The sequence below is a fragment of the Nitratireductor mangrovi genome (assembly GCF_007922615.2).
In the GTDB taxonomy this organism is placed as follows: domain Bacteria; phylum Pseudomonadota; class Alphaproteobacteria; order Rhizobiales; family Rhizobiaceae; genus Mangrovimarina; species Mangrovimarina mangrovi.
The window spans coordinates 1,379,146-1,396,695 of record NZ_CP042301.2; the positions used below are offsets into that span (position 1 = coordinate 1,379,146).

Below are 17,550 nucleotides of genomic sequence, written 5' to 3' on the forward strand. Positions count from 1 at the left end.
GGGCGTTTGAGGCAGGAAGGTTCGGCTTAGGCGGCGAACACGCCGCTGTAAAGCGGCAGCCGGGGCGCAGCCGTTAACCTTAACGAATGGTTTCCATTGCGGGCGGCGGGCCACCCCGGCACTGTGACGCGATGCAAGCGGAAACGATATGAAACGGGTACTCGGCCTCTTTGTCCTGGCCTACTGGTCGGCGTTTTTCGGCGTCCTGGCCTTTGCCGCGCTCACCGGCGTCGGGGGCGGGACCGGCTTCGCCTTCGAGGCCTGGCAGATCGAAAGCTGGCCGAGCACGATGTCGCCGCTGCAGTCGACCGTCGTGGCGACGGTTCTCGCCTTCGGCTACAGCCTGTGCGCGGTGCTGTTCATCTGGACGCTGATCGCGACGCTGTTCGGCAACCCGATCGACGACGGCGATACGGACGAGATCGCCCGGCTGGCCTTCGCGGTGGCGATAGGGCTTGCCACGGTGCTGATGATCGCCGGCGCCGTCTATGGCGGCAGCGGTCCCTTCTTCGCCTCCTCGGTGCAGGTCGTCGCACTGCTGGTCTCCTATGTCGCCATCCGCGCCGAGGGTTCGCTGCCGATCGCGGCGCGTGAGGACGAGGATGACGGGATCGGGGCGGCGCGCATGATGGCGCTGGGCGCGGCCCACAGTTCCATGCTTTCGAAACTTTCAGGCCGTCCGGACGGCGGAACGCGGGGTCTCTGATGCGTTACATTCTCGTCTTCTGGGCACTGCCGATGGGCTTCTTCTGGTCCTGGTTCCTGCTCGCCTACAACGACATCAGCTTCGGCATGCTGTTCCTGAGCCGCGAGCTCTATGACCGCGTCTTCATGGTCTACGGCCATATCACCGGCATTGCGCCGGACGCGTTGCCGGCGCTGATCGCCCGTGCCTGCATCGTCGATACCTTCCTGATCTTCGGCATCTTCGCCTTCCGTCGCCGCCGCGATATCGCGGCCTGGATCGCGGTGCAGCGCCAGCGCTACTCGGGCGAGGCCGCCACTCCGAGGGCCTGAAGCCGGTCAAGGACGCCCTGAAGGATGAAGGCGGCGGCGGCCGAATCGATCCGCTCGCCGCGCTTCCTGCGCGAAACGTCCATCTCGATCAGGACGCGCTCCGCAGCCACTGTCGACAGCCTTTCGTCCCAGAACAGGAACGGCATGTCGGTAAGGCGCGCCATGTTGCGCACGAAGGCACGGCTTGCCTGAGCGCGCGGACCCTCCGACCCGTCCATGTTGACCGGCAGCCCCATCACGACGGCGCCGACGTTCTCCGCCTGGAACAACGCGAGCAGCGCCTCGGCGTCCCTGGTGAACTTCTTGCGCGTGATGACGTTACGCGGATGGGCGAAGGAAAGTCCGCGATCGGAGACGGCGACGCCGATCGTCTTGTCGCCGAGGTCGAGAGCGGCGAGCGTACACCCGGGACCGAGCGCGGCCGCCAGTTCCTCGATCAAAATCACCGGCATTTGGTTGCTGTCCTTTCATCCCGGCGCGGTCACGGTCTATCGTGCGCCAACCGATCATAATGGAGGAACGAGATGAAGATCACCTGGCTCGGACATTCGGCGTTTCGCGTGGAGGCGGGCGGCGCCACGATCATGATCGATCCCTTCCTGACCGGAAATCCGTCGCTCTCGGCGGGCTGGGAAGAGCTTTCCGCCGGCGCGACGCATGTTCTGTTGACCCATGGCCACAACGACCATGTCGGGGATGCCGTCCCAATCCTGAAGAAGACCGGGGCGATGCTCGTCTCCAGCTTCGAGGTCTGCATGTATCTCGTCGGCCAGGGCGTCGACGACGGCAAGATCAACCCGGGCAATCATGGCGGCACGGTGGATTGCGGCGGCTTCACGACCACCTTCGTCAACGCGCTGCATTCCTCCTCCTTTGCAGGCGAAGGCGGCAAGAACACCTATCTCGGCAATCCCATGGGGCTCGTGCTGCATTTTCCCGACGACAAGACCCTCTATCACATGGGCGATACCGACATCTTTTCCGACATGGCCCTCATCAACGAACTGCACGCTCCGCAGATCGGCCTGGTGCCGATCGGCGACCGCTTCACCATGGGCGGGGCGGTGGCGGCGCTTGCCTGCCAGCGCTTCTTCAAGTTCGAGACGGTGATCCCGTGCCACTACGGGTCGTTCCCGATCATCGACCAGACCGCCGACAAGTTCGTCGCCGGCCTGGAGGGATCCGGGGTCAAGGTGCTCGTTCCGGAGGTCGGAAAGGCCACCGACGTCTGACCGCGTTTTGCAGGATCGCCGGTGCGCGGCTACCCCTGCGGCGCCGACCGGGCCCGTGCTGGGAAAGCAAGGCCGCACTCCGCGGCCTTTCTCCTTGCGAGGTCTCAAACATGAAAGCGTTTCTTGCAGCCGCCGCCCTGCTGGCCGCGACACTGCCGCTTAGGGCGGAGGAGTTCATTTCCGGGGTCTACGCCGAAACGCCCGAACTTTGCGCCAAGGCCAGGGGCGAGGGTCTGGGCGCCGTGCTTGAGGGCGGCAATGTGGTACTGAGCGCGCGCGGCATCGACGGCTATGAATATCATTGCGATTTCGTCCAGGTCGTGAAGGGAACCCGCACCCCCGGCCATGTCGTGCTGGCGCTGTGCGAGGAGCCGGGTTACGCCTTTCCGGACACGATCGCCATCTTCCCGCGCGCCGAAGGCCAGCTCCAGCTCACCGCGCAGGGCGACAATGGCGATGAAAGCGGCGGCGGCAACTCCGGCACCTTCCATCTCTGCGAGGGCGTGGCGCTGCCCTGACGGCTTGCGGAGTTGCGTGAGCCGCATGCGCCCGCTATAGCGCGGAGCGGCCGGTCGGCCGGAGAACCGGAGATCACCATGTCCGTCGATATCGCCACCGTGAAGCGCGTCGCGCGTCTCGCCCGCATAGCCGTCACCGACGAGGATGCGGACCGCATGACCGGCGAACTGAATGTCATTCTCGGTTTCGTCGAGCAGCTGAACGAAGTCGATGTCGACAATGTCGAGCCGATGACCTCGGTGATCCCGATGGAGATGAAGAAGCGCGCCGATGTCGTCACCGATGGCGGGCGCGCGGACGACGTTGTCGCCAATGCGCCGTCTTCCGACCAGAACTTCTTCCTGGTGCCGAAGGTGGTGGAGTAGGGCGATGGCGCTCGAAATTGCCGTCGAGACGCCGCTGCAGGACGATGTGCGGGCGCTGATCGCCGATCTCAACGATGCGATCGACGCCCAGGAGCCGGAGACGCCGCAGGCGTTCAATTTCCGCATGACGGCGGAAGAGATGGCCAGGCCGGAAACGACGGTGTGGGTCGCGCGTGTCGACGGCGTCGCGGTCGGTTGCGCGGCGCTGCTCCGCCATTCAAACGAGCTCGGCGAGGTCAAGCGCATGTTTTTGCGTCCGGCCGCGCGGGGCATTGGAGTTGCCGGCCGCATCCTGCGGGCGATCGAGGACCGGGCCGAAGCCGAGGGCATACGGCGGATCGCACTGGAAACCGGCGGCGAGGGCTATGCGGCGGCGCGGCGGCTTTACGAGCGCAACGGCTACGTTCGCCGCGGTCCCTTCGCCGACTATCCCGACAATCCCTATTCGATCTTCTACGAGAAGACGCTGAGCCGCGAGACGGCAGCCTGAATGGATTTTTCATGACCGATCTGACGCATCTCACCATTGCCGAAGCCCGCGACAAACTGCGCGGCAAGGAAATCAAGGCCGCGGAACTGACGGATGCCTATCTGGCGGCGATCGATGCCGCCAACCCGCAGCTCAACGCCTATGTCACGGTGACCCATGACAAGGCGCGACAGATGGCGGCTACGTCCGACGAGCGGCTGGCGCGCGGCGAGGCGGGTGCGCTCGAAGGCATCCCACTCGGCATCAAGGACCTGTTCGCCACGGAGGGCGTTCATACCCAGGCCTGCAGCCACATCCTCGACAGCTTCCTGCCGCGCTACGAATCGACGGTTACCGCCAACCTGTGGGCCGATGGCGCGGTCATGCTCGGCAAGCTGAACATGGACGAGTTCGCCATGGGCTCCTCCAACGAAACCTCCTATTACGGCCCGGTGAAGAACCCGTGGCGGGCCAAAGGCTCCAACCTCGACCTGGTGCCGGGCGGCTCGTCGGGAGGCTCCGCAGCCGCGGTCTCGGCCTTCCTGTGTGCCGGAGCGACCGCGACCGACACCGGCGGCTCGATCCGCCAGCCGGCGGCCTTCACGGGCACGGTCGGCATCAAGCCGACCTACGGCCGCTGCTCGCGCTGGGGGACGGTCGCCTTCGCCTCCTCGCTCGACCAGGCCGGACCGATCGCGCGCGACGTGCGCGACGCGGCGATCCTGCTGAGATCGATGGCCTCTGTCGATCCGAAGGACACCACCTCGGTCGACCACCCGGTGCCCGACTACGAGGCCAGCATCGGCGGCTCGATCAAGGGCATGAAGATCGGCGTTCCAAAGGAATATCGCGTCGACAACATGCCCGAGGAGATCGAGGCGCTGTGGCAGAAGGGCATCGACTGGATGCGTGACGCCGGCGCCGAGATCGTCGACATCTCGCTGCCGCACACCAAATATGCCTTGCCCGCCTACTATATCGTCGCGCCGGCCGAAGCCTCGTCGAACCTGGCGCGTTATGACGGCGTGCGCTACGGGCTGCGCCAGTCGGGCGGCGACATCCTCGGCATGTATGAAAAGACGCGGGCGTCTGGTTTCGGCCGCGAGGTCAAGCGGCGGGTCATGATCGGCACCTATGTGCTTTCGGCCGGCTATTACGACGCCTACTACGTGCGCGCGCAGAAGGTCAGGACGCTCATCAAGAAGGATTTCGAGGACGCCTTCGCCGCGGGCATCGATACCATCCTGACGCCCGCCACGCCGTCGGCCGCCTTCGGCATCGCCGACCAGGACATGGCCGCCGATCCGGTCAAGATGTACCTGAACGACATCTTCACGGTGACCGTGAACATGGCCGGCCTGCCCGGCATCGCGGTGCCCGCCGGGCTCGACGGGCGCGGGCTGCCGCTCGGCCTGCAACTGATCGGCAAGCCGTTCGATGAGGAGACGCTGTTCCGGACCGGCCATGTGATCGAGCAGGCCGCCGGACGGTTCGCTCCCGAGCGCTGGTGGTGAGAGGACTCGTCACGCCGCGCGGCTTCGAAAACCGTATATCCGCCAAATTGCCCTGTCATCCCCCGGTTGCTAGCTTTCAGATGCGAATGCGGGGCGAGGGATAGCCATGGGCGAAGGCGACGAGACGGCGCAACAGCGCGACCTGCCCGGCAGCGGGCGTATCCTCATCCGCGAGACCGCCGACGGCATCGGCGTCTACAACCCCTCGAAACGATCCTGGCCGATGATCGCCTTCATGATGTTCTGGCTCACAGGGTGGTCCGTGGGCGAGTTTTTCGTCATTTGGGAAGTACTCAGCGGCGCGCCGTTTGTCGTCGATGCCTTCCTGATCATCTGGCTGATCTTCTGGACCCTGGGCGGGATTGCCGTCTGGATGGTGCTGTTGTGGCAACTGTTCGGGGTCGAGAAGCTGTTCCTGGTGAGCGAAGGCGCGATCGTGACCGAACGCGGCTTCGGCTTTTTCCACCGCAAGCACATTTTTCCGGTTTCGGAAGTGACCAACCCGCATTTGTCGACCGTGAAGCCCAACGACGCCAGGAATGTTTTCGCCAGCGGCCGTGTCGCGTTCGAGTCCGGCGGCAAGACCTGGACGTTCGGCATCGGCCTCGACGAGCACGAGGCCAGCGCGGTGCTGCGTGTCTTGAGGGATTTCCTCGATTCGGATGGTGAAGGCGCGGTGACCGAATCGCCTGACGAAGAAGTGCCGTCCGCTGCAGCGGTTCGCGACGCGGAGTAGGCAGTCGTGTTTCATCTGCTGTCGAAAGTCTTCTGGGTCGTCGCCAACCCGCTCAGCCTGTCGGTGCTGGCGCTGATCGCGGCGCTGATCGCCACCGTGATCGGCTGGCGCCGAACCGCGACTACAGCGACAATTTTTGCCTTTCTCATCCTTGTCATCGGCGGCTGGACGACGGCGGGCGCGTTGATCCTGCAACCACTGGAAGAGCGCTTTCCGCGTCCGCAGGACCTTCCGGAAGCGATCGCCGGCATCATCGTTCTTGGCGGCGGCCTCGAGGGCGCGGTCAACAAGGCGCGAGGCGGCTACGAACTCAACAGTGCCGGCGACCGCTTCGTTGCCGGGGCGGTGCTCGGGCGGCGGTTTCCGGATGCGCGCATCCTCATTTCGGGCGGGCAGGGCGCCTTGATGCTCGACGGCGAGGGCGACGCCGATACGGCACCGCGACTGTTCGAGGCGCTGGGAATAGCCCGCGACCGGCTGCTGCTCGAAAACGAATCGCGCAATACCTATGAAAACGCAGAATTCTCCAGGCGTCTTGTCGATCCGCAACCTGGCGAGGCCTGGCTGCTGGTGACGTCGGCCTTCCATATGCCGCGCTCGATGGCGCTGTTCCGCAAGGCCGGCTTCGAGGTGATCGCCTGGTCCGTCGACTACCGCACGACAGGCGAGGAGGGGCTGGGCCTTGCGCAGGACAACGCCTTCGACAGCCTGCGCAACATGTCGATCGGCATTCGCGAATGGATCGGACTGGCGGCCTATTACATGACCGGCCGCATCGAAACCGTGCTGCCGGCGCCGCGCTGAGCGCCTCTATGACGCCGCCGGCTCGTCGAGCAGGGTCCGCCGCGCCTGCGAGAAGAACTGGCGCCGCACCAGCACCGCGAGCACGAACAGCGTCGTGAGCGCCAAGGCCAATGGCCCGATGAACCAGCCGAGATAGCCGATCGAGAAGAACATGCCGCGCAGGCCCGCATTGAAATGACGGCCGGCGACCACGTTCATGCGTGCGGCACGCTCGACCGCGAGGTCGAATTCCGCCGCCGCGTGCTCGTCGCGCTGCATCGGCACCGCTCCGATCAGGATCGAGCAGTAGTTGAAAAGCCGGTAGGCCCATCCGAACTTGAAGAAGGTGTAGGCCAGGATGGTCATCAGGCCGAGCACCTTGGCCTCGTAGGCCGCGCGCACCGGCGGGGCGGAGTAGGGCACGTCGACCAGGATCGAAATCACCGCGTCCGAGCCCTGGATCAGGGCGAAGCAGCCGCCGAGCGCAATCAATGCGCTGGAGGCGAAGAAGGCCGTGCCCTGTTGCAGGCCGAGCATGATCGCGGTGTCGATCATACGCAGTTCGCGGCGCGCCATGTTGGTCACCCAGGCAGTGCGCTGGACATTCATGAGTTCGGTCAGCGAACGCCGCGAGACGAATCGCCCCGACGTGGCGTGCGAAAACGCGACCCAGCAGGCGAGGAAAAAACCGATCGCGGCAAGGTCGCCCGTGGTGAAGGAATCAGTTCCCATGGCGACAGGATAGGCGCCGCGCAGGCGATTGCCAGAGCGATGGGTTTGGTCTTGCTTTCGACAAAACAGTTGAAAACCGGTTATCTATAGTCGGGGCGCAACCCATTGAAATCACGTCGTTTAGATGCGTCGATGGGGTGTCAGTGGCGCATTCTGCCGCATTTATGCCGCTTTTCCTGTTGCGGTGCGAAAGGGGAAGCGCTACATCCCCTGCCCGTGAAGCGGCGTGCGGGACACCCGTCTGGGGCGCGCCGGGGGCAACATCGAGATTCGGAAAAATACGGATAAACATGGACGACAGCGTTCAGAAGTCGTGCTGGGGCGTAACTGCCAAGGCAATAGCGGGTTTTGCGTTCGTCATTCTCGTTGCATGGCTGGTCGGTGGCGCTGAAACCGCCGCCGTCGTGACGTCCGGCTGACGAAGAGAACAATCCTGAGACCTTCAAGGGGCGCGGCGTAAAGGCCGCGCCCTTTTCGTTTGTCGCGGGTGCATGTCGCGCCGGGACGGTTTAACGTCGGCGTACGAAAAGCCGGCTGGCGGCAAAGGGCCGACAACGCTGCGAAAGACCTGGTGGCGATCATGTTCCTTTCCGTTTTCGACCTCTACAAGATCGGCATCGGCCCTTCGAGTTCGCACACGATGGGCCCGATGAGCGCGGCCGGGCGCTTTCTGGACGAGATCCTGAACGGCGACTGGCCACGCCCGACGGGCACGCAGGTGACACGACTTGCGGCGAGCCTTCACGGATCGCTGGCCTTTACCGGGGTCGGTCATGGCACCGACCGCGCCGTGATCCTCGGGCTCGCCGGCGAAAACCCGACGACGGTCGACCCGGACGGGATGGAGGCGATCCTTGCGCAGGTCGCAGCCGACAAGACGGTGCGCCCGCCCGGCCACCCGGCATACCGGTTCGACCCGGCCACCGACCTGGTGCTCGACAAATCGGCGCCGCTGCCCGGCCACGCCAACGGCATGGCGTTTTCGGCGCTCGATGCCGATGACCGGGTGCTGCTGCGCCGCGTCTATTATTCGATCGGCGGCGGCTTTGTGGTGTCGGAGGAGGAGTTGCAGCGGCTGAAGGCGAAGGGCGTACCGCCGCCCGGTCCGGACGTGCCTTATCCTTTCAGGTCCGCCGCCGAAATGCTGCGCATGGCGGCCGAGAGCGGCTTGTCGATCGCCGAGATGAAGCTTGCCAACGAGGCGACCCGCATGCCGGAAGCAGAACTGGTCGACGGGCTCGACCGAATCTGGAAGGCGATGGACGGCTGCATCGAGCGTGGCCTGTCGAAGGACGGCATCATGCCGGGCGGGCTGAAGGTGCGCCGCCGCGCCCGCGTGCTGCATGACCGGCTGGAGAGCGACTGGCGCGAGAACCGTCCCAACCCGCTGCTGGCCAATGACTGGCTGGCGGTCTTCGCCATGGCGGTCAACGAGGAAAACGCCGCCGGCGGTCGTGTCGTCACCGCGCCGACCAATGGCGCTGCCGGCGTGGTGCCGGCGGTGCTGCGCTACTGGCTGAAGTTCCACGTCGATGCCGACCAGCATGGCATCCGCGATTTCCTGCTCACCTCAGCCGCGATCGGCGGCATCATCAAGCACAACGCCTCGATCTCGGGGGCAGAGGTCGGGTGCCAGGGCGAGGTCGGCTCGGCGTCGGCGATGGCGGCGGCGGGCCTTGCCGCAGTCATGGGCGGCACCCCCGAGCAGGTCGAGAACGCGGCAGAAATCGCGCTCGAACATCATCTCGGCATGACCTGCGACCCTGTCGGCGGACTCGTCCAGGTGCCCTGCATCGAACGCAACGCGCTTGGCGCGGTCAAGGCGGTGACGGCAGCCTCGCTGGCGATCAAGGGCGACGGCAAGCATTTCGTGCCGCTCGACAATTGCATCGAGACCATGCGCCAGACCGGCCTCGACATGAACGAGCGCTACAAGGAAACCAGCCAGGGCGGGCTGGCCGTCAACGTGGTGGAGTGCTGAGCCGGCGCCCGGCACGCTGTGGAGAAGCGCGGCGCCGTCTTGACCGGCGCCTTCCACGCGCTACACCAAAACCATGACCCTCAACCTGGTCAAGCTGTGCGTGGGCGCCGAGAGCGTCGAGGACCTTCAGGGCTGGATCGCGGCCCGCCTTGAGCGCATGCGCCGCGCCGGCGAGACGCCCGAGCATTTCCACACCACCCGCATGACACCGAGACGGCGCGAGGAACTGCTCGACGGCGGTTCGCTCTACTGGGTAATCAAGGGTAATGTACAGTGCCGGCAGGTGCTGGCCGATATCCGGCCGTTCACCGACAATGAGGGCATCGATCGCTGCCATCTGGTGTTCGAGCCGGAAATTGTCCCGACCGAGTGGCAGCCGCGCCGCGCCTTCCAGGGCTGGCGCTACCTGCAGGGCAAGGACGCGCCGCGCGACATCAAGGACGCCAGCGCCGGCTGGCAGGCGCTGCCGCCGGAACTGCGCCGCGAACTCGCCGAGCTTGGCCTGCTCTAGTAACGGCGAGGCCTTTACCAAGGCGCTTTACCAAAAAGAACGGTTTTTCCGCTACAAATCGCGTGAAGCTTGATGCTTTGGGCGAAAAGCGGCAATTTGGCCGTGGGGAGTGGCGACGATGTTCTTGTCGGGACTGAAAGGCCCGGACGGGCGGCGCGAACATGGCGCCCACGTCATCGTCTGCGGCAACGAAAAGGGCGGCTCGGGCAAGTCGACGACGGCCATGCACATCGCCGTCGCGCTGCTTCGTTCCGGCTACTCGGTCGCTACCGTCGACCTCGACGGCCGCCAGCTTTCACTGACCCGTTATGTCGAAAACCGCCGCCGCTGGGCGCGCAAGGCGGGCATCTCGCTGGCCGCGCCGCACCACTTTTCGGTGCCGCCGGCACGCCGGGACACGATCAGCGACGCCGAAAGCGAAGAGTTCCGCAAGTTCACCGAAGGTCTCGGCGACATCGAGAACGACCACGAATTCGTGGTCATCGACACGCCCGGCTCCGATACCTTCCTCAACCGTCTGGCGCACCGCATCGCCGACACGCTGGTCACCCCGATGAACGACAGCTTCATCGATTTCGACGTGCTGGCCCGCATCGATCCGCTGAGCCACGACATCATCGAGCTTTCGCAATATGCCTCGGCCGTGCGCGACGCGCGCCGCGAACGACGCCAGGCCGACAACTCGATCCTCGACTGGGTGGTGGTGCGCAACCGAATGTCGTCCTTCACCTCGCGCAACGAGCAGAAGGTCGATGCCAGCCTGAAGAACCTTGCCATGAAGCTCGGTTTCCGTATCGCCGACGGCATTTCCGAACGCGTCATCTTCCGCGAGTTCTTCCCGATCGGCCTGACCGCGCTCGACGATTTCGACGAGCACGTGCTCGGTACGCAGCCGACCCTGTCGCATCTGGCCGCACGGCAGGAAATCCGGCAACTGCTCGCCGCGCTGCGCCTGCCGACCAGCGACCATGGACGCCGGCGCATGGACATGCGCCGCAAGTTCGCCGAGGCGACCGAAAAGCCGCTCGACCTGCCGGACATTTTCGCCAACTGAGCGCGCGCGGCCGCCGGCGGACTTGCAAGTTTCGCTTCCGGGCCACATTTTCCACATTGATGAGCAAACCGGACACACCACGTGCGCGCAACGAGGTCGCGCCGACCGGCGACGCGCAATCCTCGCGCGGCGAGGTTGACGCCTTCCTGAAACACGCCAAGGCGCTGCGCGCCGTGTCGGGCACCGCGCGCGGGCGGCTGGTGCTGGCGCTCGACGCGACGATGAGCCGCCAGCCGACCTGGGATCTGGCCTGCCGGCTGCAAGGCGAGATGTTCGCGGCCGCCGGCAAGACCGGCAAATTACGGGTGCAACTGGTCTATTTCCGGGGCTTCGGCGAATGCCGTGCGTCGAAATTCGTGCTCGACACCGACGAACTGACGCGGCTGATGACGCGGATCGACTGCCGTGGCGGGCGGACGCAGATCGGCAAGGTGCTCGCCCATGCCATCAAGGAGAACGAGCGCGAGAAGATCGACGCGCTGGTCTATATCGGCGATGCGATGGAAGAGGATGTCGACGAACTGGCGGACAAGGCTGGGCAACTCGGCCTTCACGGCGTGCCGGTGTTCCTGTTCCAGGAGGGCGGGGACGGCGCGGCCGAGACCGCCTTTCGCGAAATCGCCCGGCTTTCGCGCGGCGCCTGGTTCCGCTTCGATCGCAACGCCGCCGGCAAGCTCGCCGAACTCCTGTCCTCGATCGCGATTTACGCGACCGGCGGGTTGAAGGCGCTCAAGGCGCGCGACCGTGCCGGCGACCGGCTCTTGATCGAACATCTCGGCAAGGGGCGGTAGCAGGAAAACGCCATGACCGTGCCCTTCTATCTGGCCGCGCTGGTGCTGCTTGGTGCTCTCGGCACGCTGGTTTTCGTGCGCGCCAGCCCGGCGCGGCTTGCTGCCGCCATTCATGCCACGGGACCGCTGCTGGCGGGGCTTGCCGGCATCGGGCTTCTGGTGATGGGGCGCGTCGGGCTTGCCGGCGTGGCCTTCTCGATGGCCGCCGCCTGGTATCTTTCCTACCGCAACCGGCGCGCGGTGCGGCGCTCACCCGGCCGCATCTCGACCGTGCGCACGGCCGCTCTCGAGATGGAACTCGATCACGATTCGGGCGGGCTGGAGGGCATGGTGCTGGCAGGCCGCTTCGAGGGCCGCATGCTGTCGGCGCTTGACAGGGACGAACTTCTGGAACTTCACACCGCGCTGGGCGAGGACGGCGAGAGCCTACAGTTGCTTGAAACCTATCTTGACGGCCGGTTCCCCGGTTGGCGTGAAAGCACGGACGGTGACACGGACCGGCGGCAGCGAGCTTCGCCACGCTCTGGCCCCATGACTGAGGAGGAGGCCTACAAGGTCCTTGGTCTTGAAGCGGGTGCCAGCGCGGCGGACATCCGCGAGGCGCATCGCCGCCTGATGCAGCGCCTGCACCCCGACCTCGGCGGTTCGTCCTTTCTTGCCGCGCGTATCAACGAAGCTCGCGACGTTCTCTTGGATGGTCATGAATGAGGTCTCCGTCGACACGTTACATTCCGGGAGGGCCGCCCGCCGACCACGGGCGGCGGCTGGTGGCTACTGCTCTGCCGCGTAGCAGTCGATCTTCTTTTTCTTGAGTGCCGCGCAGGCGTTCCAGGCAGCGGTCTTGGTGTTGAAGCCGCCAAAGCGCGCGCGGTGATAGACGACGCCGTCAAGTTCGAACGGCACGGTGAAGGGCGAGGCCTTTGACAGGATATCGCCGGCCTTTTCGCGGGTGCGGGAGAGGGCTGAGAGTGCTTCCTGCTGGTTCGGCGACGACGCGACCTGGACTGTCCAGCCGGGCACCACGGTCGACGCGGTCTTGACCGGATCGACACCGTTGACCGAGTTGCGGATTTCGGTGGCGGCGTCCGACGCCTGCGCCACCTCGGCGCGCGGCCGCTTGGCCGGCTCGGGCGCGAAAGCGGCGACTTCGACCTCTTCCTCCGGCCGCGCTTTCGGGGTGGGGATATCGCGGCGCGGCAACGTGATCATGCCGGCGACGACTGCGCCCTTACTGCCCGACGGGCGCGCGATCAACTGGCCGCGGTCGCGCGTCGACGCCTTCGGCAGATATTCGCGGATCAGTTCGGCCATGTGCGCATCGCGGCTGCGCCCGGTGCGCCCGCCCATGACGACGGCGACGATGCTGCGGCCGCCGGTCTTCACCGACGAGACAAGGTTGAAGCCCGAGGCGCGGATATAGCCGGTCTTGATGCCGTCGACGCCCTTGATTCGGCCGAGCAGCTTGTTGTGGTTGCCCATGCGCGACTTGCCGAACTTGAACGAGCGGGTCGCGAAATAGTGATAATGGTGAGGGAAGTGCTCGCGGAGCGCGATGCCCAGCGTGGCCATATCGCGTGCCGTCGTGCGCTGGCCCGAATCGGGCAGGCCGGAAGCGTTGCGGAATGTGGTCTTGCTCATGCCGAGCGCGCGCGCCTTGTCTGTCATCTTGCGGGCAAAGCCCGATTCCGTGCCGCCAAAATATTCGGCGACCGCCGCCGAGGCGTCATTGGCCGACTTGGTGACCAGCGCATAGATCGCGGTTTCGACCGTGATCGAGCCGCCGGCCCTGACCCCGAGCTTGGTTGGCGGGCGCGAGGCAGCATGGGCGGAGAAGGGGATGCGCGTGTTCTTGTTGACCTTGCCGGCATCCATCGCCTCGAAGATCATGTAGAGCGTCATCATCTTGGTCAGCGACGCCGGATAGCGCGGCGCATCGCCATTGGACGCAAACAGCGTCTTGCCCGTATTCGCGTCGACCACGATCGCGGCGTATTTCGACGCGCTGGCGGAGGTGGCCCCGCAAAAGGCGAACGCTATCAGGGTGATGGTGAGGAACCGGGAAACAATCCCGAACGAAGAAGAACCGAAACTCGCCCTACGCACTGTCTTACCTTCTGGTTCTGCAACGGATGTACGGAGCGCCCCCGCCCGCATTGCAATTCCAGAAAGAGTATCGGCGCCGCCGTTACCAATCCGTTTATGGTAACCGGAATCTTCACCGTCCCGGTCGCTTTTGTTTTGAATGCGAGCGATCAATGCCGCTGAGCAATCTGGAAGCCAGCAGCGCAGGTTCGGTTGTGCGGGCCGTGTGTCTGCCGGGCGTCACGGTTGCCTCCCGAACCGGACGCCGTCTTGACACTGGTTGCGGTGCAAACTAATTTTGTGCATTGCACAACCGCGCTGCCCGCGCATCCAACTTCCCCGGGAAAACCACGATGATGAACACCTTCGAAGACGCCGGAAAATTCGGCAAGGAATATATGGACACCAGCCTGAAGAGCGCCGCCGCGCTGTCCAAGGGCTTCCAGGCGATCGCCGCCGAGGCGACCGAATATTCCAAGAAGCAGTTCGAAACCGCCACCGCCGCGTTCGAGAGCCTGGTCGCCGCCAAGTCGCTCGACAAGGCCGTCGAGGTCCAGTCGGACTACGCCAAGCAGGCCTACGAATCGTTCGTCGCCGAGGCGACCAAGCTCGGCGATCTTTATGCCGACATGGCCAAGGACGCCTACAAGCCGTTCGAATCGATCGTGGCCAAGGCTGCCTGAGCCCCTTCGATACGAAATTTCTCGCGGGCCACCAGCCTGCCGAAAGGCCCGGTCGCTAAAGTGCGGCCGGGTTTTTCTTTTGTGCGGCGTGCGCGGTGCAATCGTGACCGAAAATGCCTGCTCTTACGGGCAGGCTCGTATTGTCAGCGCTACAGAAGGCCTTAAAATCGCACGATGAGTGACTACATTGGGCGTTCTCTGCGGCGACCGGGAAAGGAAAATTCGAAGTTGGGTATGGGTGGGCCAGCCATGCGAGACCAGGCGAGGCGGATGCAGGGCGATGAAGGCGGCACCGGGACCCCGGGTCGCGGCACAGCGGTCATCACCCGCACCAAGCCCAAGACCAAGAAGCCGAGCCTCTATCGCGTGCTGATCCTGAACGACGACTACACCCCGATGGAGTTCGTCGTTCACGTGCTGGAGCGTTTTTTCCAGAAGGATCGCGAAGCTGCCACACGCATCATGCTTCATGTGCACAATCACGGCGTGGGCGAATGCGGCGTTTTCACGTTCGAGGTGGCAGAGACCAAGGTATCACAGGTGATGGATTTTGCCCGTCAGCATCAGCATCCGCTACAATGCGTGATGGAGAAGAAGTGAGGTTCTGAATGCCGGCTTTCTCGCAAGGCCTCGAGCGGGCGCTGCATCAGGCGCTCACATACGCCAATGAGCGCCACCACGAATATGCGACGCTCGAACATCTGCTGCTCGCCCTGATCGACGATCCGGATGCGGCCGCCGTCATGCGCGCCTGCAATGTCGATCTGGACGAACTCAAGCAGACCGTGCTCGGCTACGTCGACACCGAACTGGACAATCTGGTCACCGGCTACGGCGAGGATTCCAAGCCGACGGCCGGCTTCCAGAGAGTCATCCAGCGCGCGGTGATTCACGTGCAGTCGTCGGGTCGCGAGGAGGTGTCCGGCGCCAATGTGCTGGTTGCGATCTTCGCCGAGCGCGAAAGCCACGCCGCCTATTTCCTCCAGGAACAGCAGATGACGCGCTACGACGCGGTCAACTACATCTCGCACGGCATTGCCAAGCGCCCCGGCGCCACCGAGACGCGCGCGCCGCGCGGAGCGGAGGAAGAGCAGGGCCAACCCGGCAGCGAGGCCGAGGAGGGCGGCAAGAAGAAGCAACAGCAGCAGGATGCGCTGAGTGCCTATTGCGTCAACCTCAACGCCAAGGCGCGCTCGGGTAAGATCGACCCGCTGATCGGCCGCGAGAGCGAGATCAACCGCACCATCCAGGTGCTGTGCCGTCGTTCCAAGAACAACCCGCTCTATGTCGGCGATCCCGGCGTCGGCAAGACCGCCATCGCCGAGGGCCTTGCGAAGCGAATTGTCGAGGGCGACGTGCCCAGCGTGCTTGAGGACGCGACGATCTTCGCCCTCGACATGGGCACGCTGCTGGCCGGCACCCGCTATCGCGGCGATTTCGAGGAGCGGCTGAAGCAGGTCGTCAAGGAGCTCGAGGACTATCCCGGCGCGATCCTGTTCATCGACGAGATCCACACCGTGATCGGCGCCGGGGCGACCTCCGGCGGCGCGATGGATGCGTCGAACCTGCTCAAGCCGGCGCTGTCGTCGGGGGCGATCCGCTGCATCGGCTCGACCACCTACAAGGAGTTCCGCCAGTTCTTCGAGAAGGATCGGGCGCTGGTGCGCCGGTTCCAGAAGATCGACGTCAACGAGCCGTCGGTCGATGATGCCATCGCGATCATGAAGGGGCTGAAGCCCTATTTCGAGGAGTTCCACAAGGTCCGTTTCACCAACGACGCGATCAAGGCCGCCGTCGAGCTCTCGGCGCGTTACATCAACGACCGCAAGCTGCCGGACAAGGCGATCGACGTCGTCGACGAGACCGGCGCCTCGCAGATGCTTCTGCCGGAGACGCGGCGCAAGAAGACGATCTCGGTCAAGGAGATCGAGGCCACGATCGCCACGATGGCGCGCATTCCGCCGAAGACGGTGTCGGCCGACGACGAAAAGGTGCTCGCCAATCTCGAGACCGAGCTGAGGAGCGTCGTATACGGACAGGACAATGCGATCAGCGCGCTGGCGTCGTCGATCAAGCTCGCCCGCGCCGGCCTGCGCGAACCCGAAAAGCCGATCGGGGCCTATCTGTTCTCCGGTCCGACCGGCGTCGGCAAGACCGAGGTGGCGCGCCAGATCGCGTCCTCGCTCGGCGTCGAGCTGCTGCGCTTCGACATGTCGGAATACATGGAACGCCACACCGTCTCGCGGCTGATCGGCGCGCCTCCCGGCTATGTCGGCTTCGACCAGGGCGGGCTTCTGACTGACGGCGTCGACCAGCATCCCCACTGCGTGCTGCTGCTCGACGAGATCGAGAAGGCGCATCCGGACCTGTTCAACATCCTGTTGCAGGTGATGGACCACGGCAAGCTGACCGACCACAACGGCAAGCAGATCGACTTCCGCAACGTGATCCTGATCATGACCACCAATGCGGGCGCGGCCGACCTTGCCAAGCCGGCGATCGGCTTCGGCTCCTCCAAGCGCGAGGGCGACGATACCGAGGCGATCAACCGCATGTTCACGCCGGAGTTCCGCAACCGGCTCGACGCGGTGATCCCGTTCGGCTCGCTGCCGGTGCCGGTGATCCACAAGGTGGTGCAGAAGTTCGTCATGCAGCTCGAAGCCCAGCTTTCGGAGCGTGGCGTGACCTTCGACCTTTCCGACGAGGCGGTCGCCTGGCTTGCCGACAAGGGCTATGACGAGCGCATGGGCGCGCGGCCGCTGGCCCGCGTGATCCAGGAGCACATCAAGAAGCCGCTCGCCGAGGAAGTGCTGTTCGGCAAGCTCAAGAAGGGCGGTACGGTGCGCGTCACGGTCGAGAGCAAGGAGGACGGCGAGCCCGGCCTGAAGCTCGAGGCGATTGCCGATACCGTGCCGGTGAAGCCGAAGAAGGAAGAGCCGCCGAAGCGCAAGCCGGCGAAAAAGGTCAAAGCCAAGGCGGCGCGCACCAGCCAGCCGGCGGCGAAGAAGCCGAAATCTTCGCCCAAAGGCAAGGAGCCGCCGAAGCGCAGCCTCGTGCCACAGATGCCGCGCAAGGGCTGAC

General features: G+C 64.9%; 21 protein-coding genes. 18 read left to right on the forward strand and 3 right to left on the reverse strand.

Annotation, left to right across the window (positions count from 1 at the left end; all coding sequences use genetic code 11):
- The first annotated feature begins 148 nt into the window (after nt 1–148).
- Both FQ775_RS06750 and FQ775_RS06755 read left to right on the forward strand, forming a co-directional pair.
- The gene (locus FQ775_RS06750; protein WP_146301141.1) at nt 149–706 is read left to right on the forward strand and encodes a hypothetical protein; all 558 of its coding nucleotides are present in this window, start codon (nt 149–151) and stop codon (nt 704–706) included.
- Nucleotides 706–1,017 (forward strand): DUF6105 family protein, encoded by a 312-nt coding sequence (locus FQ775_RS06755; RefSeq protein ID WP_146301140.1) that lies wholly within the window; start codon nt 706–708, stop codon nt 1,015–1,017. The genes FQ775_RS06750 and FQ775_RS06755 overlap by 1 nt, the downstream gene beginning before the upstream one ends.
- Here the strand turns inward: FQ775_RS06755 and ruvX are convergent.
- Nucleotides 984–1,469: a Holliday junction resolvase RuvX gene (ruvX, locus tag FQ775_RS06760; RefSeq protein ID WP_146301139.1), complete on the reverse strand. Its 486-nt coding sequence runs from the start codon at nt 1,467–1,469 to the stop codon at nt 984–986. The two genes, FQ775_RS06755 and ruvX, sit on opposite strands and share 34 nt — an antisense overlap.
- A gap of 72 nt (nt 1,470–1,541) precedes the next feature.
- Here ruvX and FQ775_RS06765 point away from each other — a divergent pair, with 72 nt between their 5' ends.
- The 7 genes from FQ775_RS06765 (at nt 1,542) to FQ775_RS06795 (ending at nt 6,656) form a co-directional block, all read left to right on the forward strand.
- Nucleotides 1,542–2,249 carry a metal-dependent hydrolase gene (locus FQ775_RS06765; RefSeq protein ID WP_146301138.1) on the forward strand — a complete coding sequence of 236 codons (708 nt, stop codon included), beginning with the start codon at nt 1,542–1,544 and terminating at the stop codon, nt 2,247–2,249.
- 110 nt (nt 2,250–2,359) lie between these two features.
- The gene (locus tag FQ775_RS06770; RefSeq protein ID WP_146301137.1) at nt 2,360–2,767 is read left to right on the forward strand and encodes a hypothetical protein; all 408 of its coding nucleotides are present in this window, start codon (nt 2,360–2,362) and stop codon (nt 2,765–2,767) included.
- A gap of 78 nt (nt 2,768–2,845) precedes the next feature.
- Nucleotides 2,846–3,133, forward strand: a complete 288-nt coding sequence (gene gatC, locus FQ775_RS06775) for an Asp-tRNA(Asn)/Glu-tRNA(Gln) amidotransferase subunit GatC (RefSeq protein WP_146301136.1) — start codon at nt 2,846–2,848, stop codon at nt 3,131–3,133.
- 4 nt (nt 3,134–3,137) lie between these two features.
- On the forward strand, nt 3,138–3,623 hold the full coding sequence (locus FQ775_RS06780) for a GNAT family N-acetyltransferase (protein WP_146301135.1): 486 nt from the start codon (nt 3,138–3,140) through the stop codon (nt 3,621–3,623).
- Between the two features lie 11 nt (nt 3,624–3,634).
- On the forward strand, nt 3,635–5,116 hold the full coding sequence (gene gatA, locus FQ775_RS06785; RefSeq protein WP_146301134.1) for an Asp-tRNA(Asn)/Glu-tRNA(Gln) amidotransferase subunit GatA: 1,482 nt from the start codon (nt 3,635–3,637) through the stop codon (nt 5,114–5,116).
- Between the two features lie 106 nt (nt 5,117–5,222).
- The gene (locus FQ775_RS06790; protein WP_146301133.1) at nt 5,223–5,852 is read left to right on the forward strand and encodes a hypothetical protein; all 630 of its coding nucleotides are present in this window, start codon (nt 5,223–5,225) and stop codon (nt 5,850–5,852) included.
- 6 nt (nt 5,853–5,858) lie between these two features.
- Nucleotides 5,859–6,656, forward strand: a complete 798-nt coding sequence (locus tag FQ775_RS06795) for a YdcF family protein (protein ID WP_146301132.1) — start codon at nt 5,859–5,861, stop codon at nt 6,654–6,656.
- A gap of 6 nt (nt 6,657–6,662) precedes the next feature.
- Here FQ775_RS06795 and FQ775_RS06800 read toward each other — a convergent pair whose 3' ends face one another.
- A complete protein-coding gene (locus FQ775_RS06800) occupies nt 6,663–7,367 on the reverse strand; it encodes a DUF599 domain-containing protein (protein ID WP_146301131.1) in 705 nt (234 codons plus the stop codon).
- A 290-nt stretch (nt 7,368–7,657) separates the two neighbouring features.
- Here FQ775_RS06800 and FQ775_RS24105 point away from each other — a divergent pair, with 290 nt between their 5' ends.
- The 6 genes from FQ775_RS24105 (at nt 7,658) to FQ775_RS06825 (ending at nt 12,412) form a co-directional block, all read left to right on the forward strand.
- Nucleotides 7,658–7,786: a hypothetical protein gene (locus tag FQ775_RS24105; RefSeq protein WP_256378210.1), complete on the forward strand. Its 129-nt coding sequence runs from the start codon at nt 7,658–7,660 to the stop codon at nt 7,784–7,786.
- 161 nt (nt 7,787–7,947) lie between these two features.
- The gene (locus FQ775_RS06805) at nt 7,948–9,348 is read left to right on the forward strand and encodes an L-serine ammonia-lyase (protein WP_146301130.1); all 1,401 of its coding nucleotides are present in this window, start codon (nt 7,948–7,950) and stop codon (nt 9,346–9,348) included.
- A gap of 73 nt (nt 9,349–9,421) precedes the next feature.
- Nucleotides 9,422–9,859: a DUF1489 family protein gene (locus FQ775_RS06810; protein WP_146301129.1), complete on the forward strand. Its 438-nt coding sequence runs from the start codon at nt 9,422–9,424 to the stop codon at nt 9,857–9,859.
- A 118-nt stretch (nt 9,860–9,977) separates the two neighbouring features.
- Nucleotides 9,978–10,913, forward strand: a complete 936-nt coding sequence (locus FQ775_RS06815) for a division plane positioning ATPase MipZ (protein WP_146301128.1) — start codon at nt 9,978–9,980, stop codon at nt 10,911–10,913.
- A 59-nt stretch (nt 10,914–10,972) separates the two neighbouring features.
- Nucleotides 10,973–11,704, forward strand: a complete 732-nt coding sequence (locus tag FQ775_RS06820; protein WP_146301127.1) for a VWA domain-containing protein — start codon at nt 10,973–10,975, stop codon at nt 11,702–11,704.
- 12 nt (nt 11,705–11,716) lie between these two features.
- Nucleotides 11,717–12,412, forward strand: coding sequence for a DnaJ domain-containing protein (locus tag FQ775_RS06825; RefSeq protein WP_146301126.1), 696 nt, complete (start codon nt 11,717–11,719; stop codon nt 12,410–12,412).
- A gap of 63 nt (nt 12,413–12,475) precedes the next feature.
- Here the strand turns inward: FQ775_RS06825 and FQ775_RS06830 are convergent, their stop codons facing one another.
- Nucleotides 12,476–13,807 carry a D-alanyl-D-alanine carboxypeptidase family protein gene (locus FQ775_RS06830; protein ID WP_246730286.1) on the reverse strand — a complete coding sequence of 444 codons (1,332 nt, stop codon included), beginning with the start codon at nt 13,805–13,807 and terminating at the stop codon, nt 12,476–12,478.
- Nucleotides 13,808–14,139: 332 nt separating this feature from the next.
- Between FQ775_RS06830 and FQ775_RS06835 the strand changes: the two genes are divergently transcribed.
- The 3 genes from FQ775_RS06835 to clpA all read left to right on the forward strand — a co-directional run bounded on the left by FQ775_RS06835 (nt 14,140) and on the right by clpA (nt 17,549).
- Nucleotides 14,140–14,469, forward strand: coding sequence for a phasin family protein (locus FQ775_RS06835; RefSeq protein ID WP_167812794.1), 330 nt, complete (start codon nt 14,140–14,142; stop codon nt 14,467–14,469).
- A 249-nt stretch (nt 14,470–14,718) separates the two neighbouring features.
- Entirely contained in the window at nt 14,719–15,069 is a 351-nt protein-coding gene (gene clpS / locus FQ775_RS06840) for an ATP-dependent Clp protease adapter ClpS (RefSeq protein WP_146301124.1), read from the forward strand.
- 8 nt (nt 15,070–15,077) lie between these two features.
- Entirely contained in the window at nt 15,078–17,549 is a 2,472-nt protein-coding gene (gene clpA / locus FQ775_RS06845) for an ATP-dependent Clp protease ATP-binding subunit ClpA (protein ID WP_146301123.1), read from the forward strand.
- Nucleotide 17,550 lies beyond the last annotated feature (1 nt).

Coding starts and splice junctions, on each gene's coding strand:
- FQ775_RS06825 (WP_146301126.1), top strand. CDS start 11,717: ATGACCGTGCCCTTCTATCTGGCCGCGCTGGTGCTGCTTGGTGCTCTC.
- clpS (WP_146301124.1), top strand. CDS start 14,719: ATGCGAGACCAGGCGAGGCGGATGCAGGGCGATGAAGGCGGCACCGGG.
- FQ775_RS06750 (WP_146301141.1), top strand. CDS start 149: ATGAAACGGGTACTCGGCCTCTTTGTCCTGGCCTACTGGTCGGCGTTT.
- FQ775_RS06765 (WP_146301138.1), top strand. CDS start 1,542: ATGAAGATCACCTGGCTCGGACATTCGGCGTTTCGCGTGGAGGCGGGC.
- FQ775_RS06755 (WP_146301140.1), top strand. CDS start 706: ATGCGTTACATTCTCGTCTTCTGGGCACTGCCGATGGGCTTCTTCTGG.
- FQ775_RS06805 (WP_146301130.1), top strand. CDS start 7,948: ATGTTCCTTTCCGTTTTCGACCTCTACAAGATCGGCATCGGCCCTTCG.
- FQ775_RS06835 (WP_167812794.1), top strand. CDS start 14,140: ATGATGAACACCTTCGAAGACGCCGGAAAATTCGGCAAGGAATATATG.
- FQ775_RS06770 (WP_146301137.1), top strand. CDS start 2,360: ATGAAAGCGTTTCTTGCAGCCGCCGCCCTGCTGGCCGCGACACTGCCG.
- FQ775_RS06810 (WP_146301129.1), top strand. CDS start 9,422: ATGACCCTCAACCTGGTCAAGCTGTGCGTGGGCGCCGAGAGCGTCGAG.
- FQ775_RS24105 (WP_256378210.1), top strand. CDS start 7,658: ATGGACGACAGCGTTCAGAAGTCGTGCTGGGGCGTAACTGCCAAGGCA.
- FQ775_RS06800 (WP_146301131.1), bottom strand. CDS start 7,367: ATGGGAACTGATTCCTTCACCACGGGCGACCTTGCCGCGATCGGTTTT.
- gatC (WP_146301136.1), top strand. CDS start 2,846: ATGTCCGTCGATATCGCCACCGTGAAGCGCGTCGCGCGTCTCGCCCGC.
- FQ775_RS06790 (WP_146301133.1), top strand. CDS start 5,223: ATGGGCGAAGGCGACGAGACGGCGCAACAGCGCGACCTGCCCGGCAGC.
- FQ775_RS06815 (WP_146301128.1), top strand. CDS start 9,978: ATGTTCTTGTCGGGACTGAAAGGCCCGGACGGGCGGCGCGAACATGGC.
- gatA (WP_146301134.1), top strand. CDS start 3,635: ATGACCGATCTGACGCATCTCACCATTGCCGAAGCCCGCGACAAACTG.
- clpA (WP_146301123.1), top strand. CDS start 15,078: ATGCCGGCTTTCTCGCAAGGCCTCGAGCGGGCGCTGCATCAGGCGCTC.
- FQ775_RS06820 (WP_146301127.1), top strand. CDS start 10,973: ATGAGCAAACCGGACACACCACGTGCGCGCAACGAGGTCGCGCCGACC.
- FQ775_RS06780 (WP_146301135.1), top strand. CDS start 3,138: ATGGCGCTCGAAATTGCCGTCGAGACGCCGCTGCAGGACGATGTGCGG.
- ruvX (WP_146301139.1), bottom strand. CDS start 1,469: ATGCCGGTGATTTTGATCGAGGAACTGGCGGCCGCGCTCGGTCCCGGG.